A 13185-nucleotide genomic window follows, 5' to 3' on the forward strand; every position below is an offset into this window, starting at 1 on the left:
CCGGGACGCACACCCGCTAGGCCGGAACCGTGTGGCCGAAGCGGAGGAGGTTCGACGGGTCGTAGGTGGCCTTGTCGTGGCGGAGGCGTTCGTAGACCTCGGGGGTCCAGGCGCGGGCCCGGTCCTGTTCGTTGCCGGGGGTGCCGTGGATGTTGACCATGGTGTGGCCGGTGCCGTAGGGGGCCATTGTGGCCGCCAGGGCCGCTGTCGCGCGTTCGACCGCTTCGGCGGCGGGCGGGGCGGGAATGACGCCCACCGCGTCCACGAGGTGCTCCGCGTCCCTGGCGCAGACGGCGTCCGCCACGGCGGGCGGACGGGACAGGGCGGCGCCCATGTGGCGGACCTCCACCATGAGCAGGGGGAAGTCGCGGCCTGCCGCCGGGCCGGCCACGGACAGCAGCGCGAGGACGGCGTCCGGGGGGAGACCGCGCAGCAGGACGCAGGACTCCCGCGCCGGCAGCGGGTCCCGGGGTTCCAGGTGGATGCGGTCCAGCTCCGCGTGGTCCATCGTCTCGACGGTGTCCAACGCGACCGGGGCGGCCGTGCGCAGCGGGGCGATCAGGGCCTCGCCCTCGGCCGGGTCGCCCGGCCAGGCCAGGGCCACACGGGCCCAGAAGCCGCCGCGCAGGGGCTCGGGGATCTGCGGGATGGGCGGCAGCCGCAGGATGGTGAAGGCGCTGCACATCTCGTCCGGCACCGTGCGGATCCACTCGACCCAGGCGCGCAGCAGGGGCTCGGTGTCCTCGCCGGCGCAGTAGATGCCTCCGCCCAGCAGACGGGGCAGCGGCAGCAGGTCGCAGACCAGGGACGTCACCACGCCCACGTTGCCCTTGCCGCCGCGCAGCGCCCAGAAGAGCTCCGGCTCGTGGTCGGCGTCGGTCTCGCGGAGGATGCCGTCCGGGGTGACGACCTGGAAGGAGCGGACGAGGTCCGCGGTGTAGCCGTAGGCGCGGCCGAGGACCGGCAGTCCGCCGCCGAGGGTGTAGCCGATCACGCCCGCGTCCGTGGAGGTGCCGCTGAGGCCGAACAGGCCGTGGGGGGCGCCCGCGGCCATGACGTGGCTCCACTTCGCGCCCGCCGCCACCGTCGCGGTGCGCTCCCCGGGGTCGACCAGTACGTCGGTCATCCGGGCGGTGCTGATCAGCAGGCCGTGGTCGATGGGGAAGTTGGCGCCGTGGCCGGTGGCCTGGACGGCGACCGGGGTGCCGGTGGCGTTCGCCCAGCGCAGCGCGGCGACGACGTCGTCGGGGCCGGTCGCGCCGACGACCACGTCGGGGGTGTGCAGGGCGGCCAGGTTGAAGCCGGTGACCTCTTCGGCGTATCCGTCGTCGCCGGGGCGCAGCACGGGGCCGCGGACGTCCGAGAGGGCGAAGAGCGCGGGGGTGGGGTGCGTGTCGGTCATCGCGTCCTCCGTGGCGCGTTCGACGACGGAGGGACGGCGGCGGCCCGACCGGACCGGCCAGGGCCGGGGCGGCCGTCGGGGTCCTTCGGGGCTCCTTTCAGCATGGCCCCGCAGCGCGCCGCCTGCATGCGGGGCGGGCCCCGCGCGGCGCCGACGGGGCGTCGGCAAAGGGGGCGGTGGGGCGGGCGTAGCGTAGGCGCATGACGAAGTACGGATCCTTTCCCGGTACGCGTCCTCGGCGGCTGCGGACCACCCCCGTGATGCGGCGCATGGTCGCCGAGACCCGGCTGCATCCGGCCGACTTCATCCTGCCCGCGTTCGTGCGGGAGGGTGTGAGCGAGCCGGTGCCGATCCAGGCGATGCCCGGGGTCGTGCAGCACACCCGGGACAGCCTGAAGAAGGCCGCGCTGGAGGCGGTGGAGGCCGGTGTCTCCGGGATCATGCTCTTCGGTGTGCCGGAGGAGTCGAAGAAGGACGCCGCCGGGACGGTGGGGACCGACCCCGACGGGATCCTCCAGGTCGCCCTGCGGGACGTGCGGGCCGAGGTCGGCGACGATCTGCTCGTCATGTCCGACCTGTGCCTGGACGAGTTCACCGACCACGGGCACTGCGGGGTCCTGGACGCCGAGGGCCGTGTCGACAACGACGCGACCCTGGAGCGGTACGCCGAGATGGCGCAGGTCCAGGCCGACGCGGGCGCCCATGTGGTGGGGCCCAGCGGGATGATGGACGGTCAGATCGGGGTGATCCGCGACGCCCTGGACCAGATCGGGCGGGAGGACGTGGCGATCCTCGCCTACACCGTCAAGTACGCGTCCGCCTTCTTCGGGCCCTTCCGGGAGGCCGTGGGCTCCTCGCTGAAGGGGGACCGCGCGACCTACCAGCAGGACCCGGCCAATGCGCGGGAGTCGCTGCGGGAGCTGGCCCTCGACCTGGAGGAGGGGGCCGACATGGTGATGGTGAAGCCGGCCGGCCCCTACCTCGACATCCTGGCGCGCGTCGCGGACGCCGTGGACGTCCCGGTCGCCGCCTACCAGATCTCCGGCGAGTACTCGATGGTCGAGGCCGCCGCCGAGAAGGGCTGGATCGACCGGGACCGGGCGATCATCGAGTCGCTGACGGGGATCAAGCGGGCCGGGGCCCAGAACATCCTCACCTACTGGGCGACCGAGGCGGCCCGCAAGATCCGCTAGTCACCAGGAGAGGGCTTCGTCCATGGTCGGCTGCCAGTACGTCACCTGGAGCGAGGTGTCGTAGTAGACGCCCCCGGCCGGCAGGGACGGGGTCGCGGCGGCGCCGCCGTTGCTGTTGGGCGTGCGGCCCTGGAAGCCCACGGTCAGCTTCTTCGCGGTCGCGCCGCCCTTGCCGCTGCCGTCGGCGGCCGACAGCAGAACGCCGGCGTAGCCGGACTCGCCGGGCGCGAGGGTCGTCACCGTCTGCGGCTGGGTCTCCTTCACACCCTGCGGCACCCACTGCATCTGGTCGAAGCGCAGGACGGGGAAGTAGGTCAGGTCGCAGGCCTTGCTGCCGGTGTTGGTGACCGTGATCAGCATGTGGTTCAGGGGGCGCGGGACCGGCTGGGCGGTGACCTTGGTGTTGGAGCCGTTGCACAGGACGCTGTCCAGCTTGTCGGAGGCGTTCCGGGCGCCGCCCTTGGCGGTGTCGGCGCCCTTGCCGGCGCCCTTGCCGGTGCCCTTGCCCGTGGCGGTGTCCGTGCCGGTGGCCGCCCCCTTGCCGGTGCCGGTCGCGGTGCCCGTGCCGCTCGCGGACTGCTCGGCGGGCGGGGCCGGCGATACGGCCGCGACGGGGGCCGAGGCGCCCTCGTCCCTCGTGCCCGTCCCGTTCTGGCACGCCGTGAGCGAGAGGGCGGCGAGGCCGGCGAGCGCGGGGACGAGCAGACGGCTGGTGCGGCGGATACGCATGACGAAGTCCTCTTCCGGTTTCTGAAAACAGGTGGTCGACGCACGCTGCTCGACCGATCTGCGGGAGCGGCGTGCTTGGATGGCCACAGCTTGTGGGGAGAACCGTCCCGTCCGCCACGACTCATGGACGATCAGGAACGCTGGAACGCCCACAACGCTCTGAACAGGGGAGAAAGACCATCCCTGGAACGCCGGGATGGAACACGGGGACTGGACAGGGGGGTGTCGAACGGTGTCTGCGACCGAGTTCGCGCTGATGCTGCGGGAACTGAAGGAGCGGTCCGGGCTGAGCTACGGGGCGCTCGCGAAGCGGCTCCACATGAGTACGTCGACCCTGCATCGCTACTGCAACGGGGACGCCGTCCCCACGGACTACGCGCCCGTGGAACGGCTGGCCCGGCTGTGCAAAGCCACCCCGGGGGAGCTGGTGGAACTGCACCGGCGGTGGGTGCTGGCGGACGCGGGCCGGGGGCGCAAGGCAGCGGAGACGGCCGCCGTGGAGGAAGCCGCGGTGGGGCCGGCCGTCGTGGAGGAGGCCGCAGCGGTCGAACAGGCCGCTGAGGTCGAACAGGCCGAAGATGCCGGAGGAGCCGAGGGAGGGGGCCGAGACGAAGGAGCCGTCGCTCAGGAGGTCCTCGATGTCGGCCCGCCGCGCAGGCGGCGGCGTCCGCTGCTGCTGGCGGGGATCGCCGGGGCGACCGCCCTCGGCGCCGTCGCCCTCGCCCTCTCCCTGAGCCCCTCCGGCGGCTCGGGCGACGACGGCAGCCGTACGGTGGGGACCTCGTCGGTGCGGGGCAAGCCGGGGGTGTCGCAGAAGGCCTCGCCGTCCGCGTCCGTCTCCTCTTCGCCGTCCCCGTCGGGGTCCTCCGCGTCGCCGTCCGCCTCCTCGCCGTCACCCGCCGCCGAGGGCCGGCCGCCGGCGGATCCCGCGCCCGCGCACCAGAACGCCGCCGCTCCGCTCACCGTCTCCGTCCGGCCGTACGCCTGGGAGAGCCCTTGTGACCAGCGGTACCTGGTGGACCGGGAGCCGGGGCAGGTGTCGCCGCCGCCCGTCGAGCGGGGCGCGCCCGCGTGGGTGGCCCGGCACGGGGCGGTGTCGTCGGGGAAGCAGTTGGTGGAGGTGACCGTCCAGGGCACTGGGGACGAGACGGTCGTCGTGGACGATCTGGCGGTCCGCACGGTCGCGAAGCGCACGCCGCTCCCCTGGAACGACTTCGCCATGGCGTACCCGGGCGTCGGCTGCGGGGCCGGCCTGCCGAAGCGCTTCTTCACCGTCGCCCTCGACGCGGCGCGGCCGGCGCTGCTGCCGGAGGCGGGGCACGGGGACTTTCCGTTCTCGGTGAGCGAGTCCGACCCGGAGATCTACTACATCAGCGCCGACGCCTCCGCGTACGACGTGAGCTGGGAGCTGGAGCTGTCCTGGTCCAGCGGCTCGCGGCACGGCAAGCTGACCGTCGACGACGACGGCAGGCCGTTCCGCGTCAGCGGCAACAACGGGCGTCCCGACTACGAGTTCCCGCTCGGCGGCTCGGCGTGGCGGCGGGCGGGGGCCTCGTCGGCGCCGTGAAGGACCGGCTGACCGGGGGCCGACCGGTAGGAACCTGAGGGGCCCTCGTCGCGCAGGCCCTCGCCGTCGTGGCAGGCGTTGAGGGCGAGGGCGGCGAAGCAGGTGAGGGCGGCGGCGAGGAGGCGGGTGCGAGGGCGGCGTGTGGGCATGGCATCAGCCTGGGGTGTACGCCCGCCGCACGGCCACAGTCACCGGGGAAGTCGGGACGCCGTTCCGGTCCCACCCTCCGCGACCTGCGGGAACGGCGGGTGGGTGGGACGGGCCACGGGACGGTCCGTGGACGCCCGGCGGGAGTCGGACGGCTCCGGTCCGGCCGTCCGTATCGCGGAAATCAGCGTGTAGGCGGCACCTATTTCCCTAGGCTGCGGGTGTCCCTCGACGAAGGAGCAGTGTCATGACCGCAGCCCCCGCAGCCGCCGCGTCCGTCCCGCCGCTCGCCGCGCGCACCTCGGCCACAGGCGGCTCTCCCGTGCGGGACATCCTCGCGGTCACGGCCCGCCCCGAGGTGATCAACTTCGCGGGCGGGCTGCCCGCGCCCGAGCTGTTCGACCGGGAGGGCGTGGCCGCCGCCTTCCGGCACGTGCTGGAGGAGACGCCCGGCCGGGCCCTCCAGTACGCCACCACCGAGGGCGAGCCGGCACTGCGTGAGCGGCTGGCGGCGCGCACATCGGCGCGCGGGCTGCCGACGGACGCCGACGACCTCCTCGTCACCACCGGTTCGCAGCAGGCGCTGTCGCTGCTCGCCACGGCGCTGCTCGACCCCGGGGACACCGTCCTCGTGGAGGAGCCCTGCTATCTGGCGGCCCTTCAGGTCTTCGGCCTCGCGGGCGCGCGGATCCTCGCCGTGCCCGGGGACGCGGACGGGCCCGACCCCGACGCGCTGGCCGAGCTGGTCGTGCGTGAACGGCCCAAGCTGCTCTACACCGTTCCCACCTTCCAGAACCCCACCGGCCGCACCATGCCCGCCGAGCGCCGCGCCGCCCTCGCCCGCGTCGCCGCCCGCCACGGCCTGTGGATCGTCGAGGACGACCCCTACGGCGAACTCCGCTACGACGGTGAACGCGTCCCGTGGATCGCCGCGCACCCCGAGGCCCGGGACCGGACCGTGCTGCTCGGCTCCTTCTCCAAGGTCATGGCGCCCGGACTGCGGCTGGGCTGGCTGCGGGCCCCGGCGGGACTGCGGCGGGCCTGCGTGGTCGCCAAGCAGGCGGCCGACCTGCACACCCCGACCGTCAACCAGCTCGCCGCGGCGCGGTACCTGGCCGTGTCCGACCTCGACGCGCATGTCACACGGATCGCCGCCGTCTACCGCGAACGGCGGGACGCCATGCTCGCCGGGCTCCCCGGGGCCCTGCCCGAGGGCTCCTCCTGGAACCGGCCCGAGGGCGGCATGTTCCTCTGGGCGCGTCTGCCGGACGGACACGACACCACCGCCCTGCTGCGGACGGTCGTCGGGCACGACGTGGCGTACGTCCCGGGAGCCCCCTTCCACGTCGGTGAGCCCGATCCGTCGACCCTGCGCCTGTGCTTCGTGACGCAGACGCCACAGGAGATCGGGGAGGGGCTGCGGAGGCTGGGGCGGGGGCTCGGGGCGTAGGGCCCCGGTCGTCGGTCCCATGAGGACGCCCCGGCCGTCAGTCCCACCAGAAACGCCAGCTCCGAGCGTCGATCAGCATCTCGGCGTACTCGCGCAGGTCGCCCGAGCCGAACTGGAGGACGGTGTCGGGGCAGAACGCGTAGTGCTCGGCCGCCACCACCTCCGCCTCGTGGAGGGTGGCCGGCGGGGCGGCCACGGAGACGAGCAGGTCGGACGGTCCGAGGGCGACGACGCGGATGCCGAAGCGGTCCTCCCAGGAGCGCAGGACGGCGGAGAGGCGGCCCATGTCGTCCTCCTGGTTCTCCGGGCCCGTCCAGCCGATGACGGTGGGGATGTCGGCGGAGCGCCGGGCCGGGACGAGCGCCAGGCGCAGCTGCCCGTGCCACGCGCCGCGTGCGGGCAGCCGCTCGACGAGGGCGTCGGCCACCTCGACGGCGCGTACGTCCGGGTCGGCGCCGGGAGCGGCCTCGGCCAGGCCGGGCCACTCGTCGTCCGGGGCCGCGTACTCCTCCCAGAACTCGACGAGCACCTCCTCCGCGTCGTGATCCCCCGGATAGGACATGCCGTCGGGATCCAACACCCAGCTGCCCGGGCCGTCTTCGCCGTCGCCCGCGTCGACGAGCACCGGGAGCAGCCCGACTCGCGCGGCCGGGCCGCCCAACGCCGTCCAGTCGCCAGGTGCCGCGCGCGGTTCGGCGTGCCACAGCGACGGCTCGGGCCGCGAGCCCTCGTCCGTCGCGTCGATCAGCCGCCCCGCGGGGAGGCGCAGGCCCAGGGAACGCCCGCCGGGGTCGGCCACCAGCTCGGGCAGCGGGTTGGGAAGAGTCGCCATGGCTGTGACTCTAGGGGCAGTCACCGACCGTGGGGCCAGGTGGCATGATCACGTTGAGACTCGGAACAACCGGACGATGACACGGGGGTGTTCGTATGCGAGAGAGCCGAAATCCGTTCTGGGTGCCCGTCGGTCTGGCGCTGGCCCTGCTCACGGCCTGCGCGGGCGGCGGGGCGGGGAAGGACGGCGGTGACAAGCCGAGCGGTACGCCGACGGCCGGCGGCTCGTCCGCCGCCCGCCCGTCCGACCCGCCGGTCCCCGTCTACGACCCGCCCGTGAAGTTCGACGCCGCGGCGCGGGACATCGTGGGCGGTACGGGGCAGGGCGCCTGGACGGTACGGCTCGACGGGACCACGGCCTACGCGGTCTCGGACGGGGAGGTCCGGGCCGTCGGCGTGCTCGACGGGAAGCCGCTGTGGAGCGTGAAGCCGCAGGGGCGGCCCGGGCGGAGCGACGGCGACGGGTCCCTGCCCACGCCCCGGCCGAGCATCGTCCAGCTCGACGGGCGGCGGGTCCTGCTGGCCGCCTTCGCCGTCGTGCGGCCCGGCTCCGGCACGGCACCCGAGCGGGCCGTCGTCGAACTCACCGCCGTCGCCGCCGACTCCGGCGAGCGGCTGTGGACGACCACCCTCGACCGGCCCGAGGGACAGCGGGACGGCGACAGCCTGGCGCTGGTCGGGGCCGAACCCGCCACCGCTGTCGTCCGGATGGGTGACGACTCCGACGCCGTGACCCTCGGCATCGACCTCGCCACCCGCGAGACCGCCTGGACGGCGAAGGGCTTCATCGCCGAGTTCGTCGACCGGGGGACCGTCGTGGGACGCAGCGGCGCGAACGGTGAGGCCGCCGGCGGGCGCGGCATCGAGGGGTACCGCCTGAGCGACGGCACCAAGGCCTGGACGTACGCGAGCGGTCTCGTCGAGGCGACGCTGCGACCGGTGGGCGGCGGGCTGTTCACCGCGCGGAAGGACCCCGTCGGGGGCGAGGAGACCGAGGCCGTGGTGGCGTCGTCCACCGGCAGGCCACCCGCCGGCCTCGACACCGACGAACAGCGGGAGTTGAGCACCGTCAGCGGCTTGACCTGCCTGTACGACGAGCGGGCCACGATCGTGTGCAGCGGCACCAAGGGCCTGGACCGGCGGGTGTTCGCGCTCGACGCCCGGACCTTCGAACAGCTGTGGACGATCGACGAGTCGGGCGGCGACCGGCTCGTGCCGGAGATCTCCACCGCCTGGCACGGGGCCGTCTACGGCGGGACGGACAACGGGCCCGTGGTCCTCGACGCCCGCACCGGCAAGGACAAGTCCACCGCGCCGGGCGTCACACCGGTCCAGGTGAACCAGTACGTGGGCCTGAGCCTGACCTCGCCGGGCACGATCGAGGCCCACCGCGCGACCGGCTGAGCCGGCGGCGGTGGGCCCCGGTCCCGGCCGGCCGCCGCCGGTCAGAGCTTCTCGGGCGTCCGGATGCCCAGCAGGGCCATGCCCTGGTGGAGGGTGCGCGCCGTGACGTCGCACAGGAACAGGCGGTTCGCGACCTGCTCGGGCGTCTCGGCCTTCAGCACCGGGCACTTGTCGTAGAACGACGTGTACAGGGACGCCAGCTGGTACAGGTAGGCCGCCAGCTTGTGCGGGGCGTACTCCCGCGCCGCCTCCGCCACCGTCTCCGCGAAGGCGTCCACGTGCAGCCCCAGCGCCCGCTCCGCCTCGTGCAGGGCCAGCTCCGGGTGGGCGGACGGGCGCGCGCCCTCCGCCTTGCGCAGGATCGACTGGATACGGGCATAGGCGTACTGGAGGTACACGCTGGTGTCGCCGTTCAGCGAGACCATCTGGTCCAGGTCGAACTTGTAGTCGCGGTTCGCCGACGTCGACAGGTCCGCGTACTTCACCGCGCCGATGCCCACCTGGGTGCCCCGCTCGGCGATCTCCTCCTCCGACAGGTCCTGCGCCTTCTCCCGGACGACGGCCGAGGCGCGCTCGATCGCCTCGTCGAGGAGGTCGACCAGCCGGACCGTCTCGCCCTCACGGGTCTTGAACGGCTTGCCGTCCTTGCCCAGGACCGTGCCGAACGCGAGCTGCACGGCGTGCACGTCGTCGTTCAGCCAGCCGGCCCGGCGCGCCGTCTCGAAGACCATCTTGAAGTGCAGCGACTGGCGGGCGTCCACCACGTACAGCAGCGTGTTCGCCTTGAGGTTGAAGACGCGGTCGCGGATCGCGGACAGGTCGGTGGCCGCGTAGCCGTAGCCGCCGTCCGACTTCTGCACGATCAGCGGGACCGGGTTGCCGTCCGGGCCCTTGATGTCGTCGAAGAAGACGCACAGCGCGCCCTCGGAGCGGACCGCGACGCCCGACTCCTCCAGCAGGCGGCAGGTCTCGGCCAGCATGTCGTTGTAGCCGGACTCGCCGACGATGTCGGGGTCGCGGACCTCCATGTCCAGCTTCTCGAAGACGGAGAAGAAGTAGATCTTCGACTCGTCGACGAACTTCTGCCACATGGCGAGCGTGCGCGGATCACCGGCCTGGAGGTCGACCACCCGGCGGCGGGCGCGCGTCTTGAACTCCTCGTCGGAGTCGAACAGCTTGCGCGCGGCCTTGTAGAGGCGGTCCAGGTTGGACATCGCCTCCTCGCCGCTGACCTCGGACTCCTTGTGGTCCAGCTCGTGCGGGTGCTCGTCCAGGTACTGGATGAGCATGCCGAACTGGGTGCCCCAGTCGCCGATGTGGTGCCGGCGGACCACCGTCTCGCCGGTGAACTCCAGCAGCTGCACCACCGAGTCGCCGATCACCGCCGACCGCAGATGGCCGACGTGCATCTCCTTGGCCACGTTCGGCTGGGCGTAGTCGATCACCGTGGTGCCCGGCTGTCCGGCGTGGGGCACGCCGAGGCGGCCCGTGTCGTCCGCGTAGCGCGCCGCGAGGTTCTGGGTGATCGCCCGGTCCGCGATCGTGATGTTGAGGAAGCCGGGGCCCGAGACCTCGACGTCCTCGATCACGTCACCGGTGACGACCTGGGAGACGACCCGCGTCGCCAGCTCCCGCGGGTTCGCCTTCGCCTTCTTGGCCAGCGCGAGGATGCCGTTGGCCTGGAAGTCGGCCCGGTCGCTTCGTCGCAGCAGCGGGTCCGCGCCGGCGGCCTCCGGCAGGGTGGCCGAGAGGGCGGACGCGAGGTGCTGCTGGACGGAGTCGCTGAGGGACGTGACCGAGGCCATGGAGTGGGTGCCGTTCTCCTCGTGGGACGGATAGACCCGCCCAGTATCCCACGGGGGGTAAAGCCGTTTTCCCGGGCACGAGGCTGTCTGGGAGAATGGGACCCGGCCGGAACCTTCCGGTGCGGCTTTCACTCAAACTCTCCGACAGAGCCTTCAGAACAAGAGGACGTGCCGATCGTGGCTCAGAGCACCGAGACCACCGACTGGGTCTCCCGTTTCGCGGATGAGGTCATCGAGGAGTCGGAGCGTCGGGCCCCGGGCAAACCGGTCGTCGTCGCGTCCGGCCTCTCCCCGTCCGGCCCCATCCACCTGGGCAACCTCCGCGAGGTCATGACCCCGCACCTCGTCGCCGACGAGATCCGCCGGCGCGGGTACCAGGTGCGGCACCTGATCTCCTGGGACGACTACGACCGTTACCGCAAGGTCCCGGCCGGCATCGCCGGGGTCGACGAATCCTGGGCCGAGCACATCGGCAAGCCGCTGACCTCGGTCCCGGCGCCGAAGGGCTCCTCGTACCCGAACTGGGCCGAGCACTTCAAGGCCGCGATGGTCGAGTCGCTCGCCGAGCTGGGCGTGGAGTTCGACGGCATCAGCCAGACGGAGCAGTACACCTCCGGCGTGTACCGGGAGCAGATCCTGCACGCCATGCGGCACCGGGCCGAGATCGACGCCGTGCTCGCCCAGTACCGGACCAAGAAGGCCCCGGCGAAGAAGCAGCAGCAGAAGCCGGTCGACGAGGCCGAGCTGGAGGCCGCCGAGGGCTCGGGCGCCGCGTCCGAGGACGACGGCAGCTCCGGCTCCGCCGGGTACTTCCCGTACAAGCCGTTCTGCGGCAACTGCGAGAAGGACCTCACCGCCGTCACCTCCTACGACGACGACTCGACCGAGCTGACGTACACCTGCACCGTGTGCGGGTTCGGGGAGACGGTCCGGCTGAACGAGTTCAACCGCGGCAAGCTGGTCTGGAAGGTCGACTGGCCGATGCGGTGGGCGTACGAGGGCGTCGTCTTCGAGCCCAGCGGTGTCGACCACTCGTCGCCCGGGTCGTCCTTCCAGGTCGGCGGGCAGATCGTGGGGATCTTCGGCGGCAAGCAGCCGATCGGTCCGATGTACGCCTTCGTCGGCATCAGCGGCATGGCGAAGATGTCGTCGTCGCGGGGCGGGGTGCCCACCCCGGCGGACGCGCTGAAGATCATGGAGCCGCAGCTGCTGCGCTGGCTGTACGCCCGCCGCAAGCCCAACCAGTCCTTCAAGATCGCCTTCGACCAGGAGATCCAGCGGCTGTACGACGAGTGGGACAAGCTGGACGGCAAGGTCGCGGACGGGTCCGCCCTGCCGGCCGACGTGGCCGCCCACGCGCGTGCGGTGCGCACGGCGGCCGGTGAGCTGCCGAGGACGGCCCGGCCGCTGCCGTACCGGACGCTGGCCTCCGTCGCCGACATCACCGCCGGGCACCAGGACCAGGCGCTGCGGATCCTCAGCGAACTGGACCCGGACAACCCGCTCGGCTCGCTGGACGAGGCCCGGCCCCGGTACGACAAGGCCGAGGCGTGGATCAACACGCATGTGCCCGCCGACCAGCGGACGATCGTGCGGGACGAGCCCGACGCCGAGCTGCTGAAGTCGCTCGACGAGGCGTCCCAGCGGTCGCTGCGGCTGCTGCTCGACGGGCTGGCCGAGCACTGGTCGCTGGACGGGCTGACGCACCTGGTGTACGGCGTGCCGAAGGTACAGGCCGGGTTCTCGGCGGACGCGACGCCCAAGGAGCTGCCGGCCGAGATCAAGACGGCTCAGCGGGCGTTCTTCGCGCTGCTGTACCACCTGCTGGTGGGGCGGGACACCGGGCCTCGGCTGCCCACGTTGCTGCTGGCGGTGGGGCAGGAGCGGGTGCGGTACCTGCTCGGGGAGTAGACGGTACGAGAAGGGGCCCTCCGCGGAGGGCCCCTTCTTTCTTCCTTCGTTCGCTACCGGAATTCATTCGCAGTGCTCCGGCCTTCAGGCCGGGGGTGAAGCGGATCTGGTGGTCGCGACGCGGAGCGTCGCGGTGACGTTCCGGCGGAGCCGGACCCTGCTTGGTGACGGTGACGGCTCGCTCGGATGTTCCCGGTTACGGCGTGGGTTCGACGTGCCTAGTGTGATCGTCATGCAGCTTCGGTACAGCTTCCGCCTGTACCCGGACGCCGCTCAGCAGGCCTCGCTGGCCAGGGCGTTCGGGTGCGCCCGCGTCGTGTTCAACGACGCGGTCCGCGCCCGCGAGGACGCCCGTCTGGCCGGGCGGCCGTTCCCGACGGTCGGTGAGCTGTCCAGGAAGCTGGTCACGGCAGCGAAGCAGACGAAGGAGCGGTCCTGGCTGGGCGAGGTGTCCGCGGTGGTGCTCCAGCAGTCCCTGCGTGACATGGAGGCCGCCTACCGCAACTTCTTCGCCTCCCTGAAGGGCATCCGCAAGGGCCCGCGGCTGGGTCCGCCCCGTTTCAAGTCCCGCAAGGATCAACGGCAGTCGATCCGGTTCACGGCCAACGCCCGTTGGAAGATCACCCATGGCGGCAGACTGGACCTGCCGAAGATCGGCGCGGTGAAGGTGAAGTGGTCCCGTACCCTGCCCGCCGCACCGTCCTCCGTGACCGTGATCAAGGACGCGGCGGGCAGATTCTTCGCCT

At 72.6% G+C, this 13185-nt stretch carries 11 protein-coding genes; 6 read left to right on the plus strand and 5 right to left on the minus strand.

The window, feature by feature from the left end:
* Nucleotides 1–16: 16 nt before the first annotated feature.
* On the minus strand, nucleotides 17–1402 hold the full coding sequence (locus ALMP_RS30930) for an FAD-binding oxidoreductase (protein ID WP_264934402.1): 1386 nt from the start codon (nucleotides 1400–1402) through the stop codon (nucleotides 17–19).
* Nucleotides 1403–1602: 200 nt separating this feature from the next.
* Here ALMP_RS30930 and hemB point away from each other — a divergent pair, with 200 nt between their 5' ends.
* Nucleotides 1603–2595: a porphobilinogen synthase gene (hemB, locus tag ALMP_RS30935; RefSeq protein WP_264934403.1), complete on the plus strand. Its 993-nt coding sequence runs from the start codon at nucleotides 1603–1605 to the stop codon at nucleotides 2593–2595.
* On the opposite strand, the gene ALMP_RS30940 is transcribed toward hemB, so the two are convergent.
* Nucleotides 2596–3324, minus strand: coding sequence for a DUF4232 domain-containing protein (locus tag ALMP_RS30940; RefSeq protein WP_264934404.1), 729 nt, complete (start codon nucleotides 3322–3324; stop codon nucleotides 2596–2598). It abuts the gene before it with no gap.
* A gap of 232 nt (nucleotides 3325–3556) precedes the next feature.
* Here ALMP_RS30940 and ALMP_RS30945 point away from each other — a divergent pair, with 232 nt between their 5' ends.
* Entirely contained in the window at nucleotides 3557–4891 is a 1335-nt protein-coding gene (locus tag ALMP_RS30945; protein WP_264934406.1) for a helix-turn-helix transcriptional regulator, read from the plus strand.
* On the opposite strand, the gene ALMP_RS30950 is transcribed toward ALMP_RS30945, so the two are convergent.
* On the minus strand, nucleotides 4831–5040 hold the full coding sequence (locus ALMP_RS30950; protein WP_264934408.1) for a hypothetical protein: 210 nt from the start codon (nucleotides 5038–5040) through the stop codon (nucleotides 4831–4833). The genes ALMP_RS30945 and ALMP_RS30950 overlap by 61 nt on opposite strands.
* Before the next feature lie 245 nt (nucleotides 5041–5285).
* On the opposite strand from ALMP_RS30950, the gene ALMP_RS30955 reads away from it, so the two are divergent.
* On the plus strand, nucleotides 5286–6488 hold the full coding sequence (locus ALMP_RS30955) for a PLP-dependent aminotransferase family protein (RefSeq protein ID WP_264934410.1): 1203 nt from the start codon (nucleotides 5286–5288) through the stop codon (nucleotides 6486–6488).
* A gap of 37 nt (nucleotides 6489–6525) precedes the next feature.
* On the opposite strand, the gene ALMP_RS30960 is transcribed toward ALMP_RS30955, so the two are convergent.
* Entirely contained in the window at nucleotides 6526–7320 is a 795-nt protein-coding gene (locus ALMP_RS30960) for a DUF4253 domain-containing protein (protein ID WP_264934412.1), read from the minus strand.
* 95 nt (nucleotides 7321–7415) lie between these two features.
* On the opposite strand from ALMP_RS30960, the gene ALMP_RS30965 reads away from it, so the two are divergent.
* Nucleotides 7416–8723, plus strand: a complete 1308-nt coding sequence (locus ALMP_RS30965) for a PQQ-like beta-propeller repeat protein (protein WP_264934414.1) — start codon at nucleotides 7416–7418, stop codon at nucleotides 8721–8723.
* A 41-nt stretch (nucleotides 8724–8764) separates the two neighbouring features.
* On the opposite strand, the gene argS is transcribed toward ALMP_RS30965, so the two are convergent.
* Nucleotides 8765–10528 carry an arginine--tRNA ligase gene (gene argS, locus ALMP_RS30970; protein WP_264934416.1) on the minus strand — a complete coding sequence of 588 codons (1764 nt, stop codon included), beginning with the start codon at nucleotides 10526–10528 and terminating at the stop codon, nucleotides 8765–8767.
* A 168-nt stretch (nucleotides 10529–10696) separates the two neighbouring features.
* On the opposite strand from argS, the gene lysS reads away from it, so the two are divergent.
* Both lysS and ALMP_RS30980 read left to right on the plus strand, forming a co-directional pair.
* Entirely contained in the window at nucleotides 10697–12439 is a 1743-nt protein-coding gene (gene lysS / locus ALMP_RS30975; protein WP_264934418.1) for a lysine--tRNA ligase, read from the plus strand.
* A 232-nt stretch (nucleotides 12440–12671) separates the two neighbouring features.
* Nucleotides 12672–13185, plus strand: a 514-nt coding sequence (locus tag ALMP_RS30980; protein WP_264934419.1) for a helix-turn-helix domain-containing protein, incomplete at its 3' end; no start/stop codon positions are given.

This window comes from Streptomyces sp. A012304, from assembly GCF_026008495.1.
GTDB lineage: Bacteria > Actinomycetota > Actinomycetes > Streptomycetales > Streptomycetaceae > Streptomyces.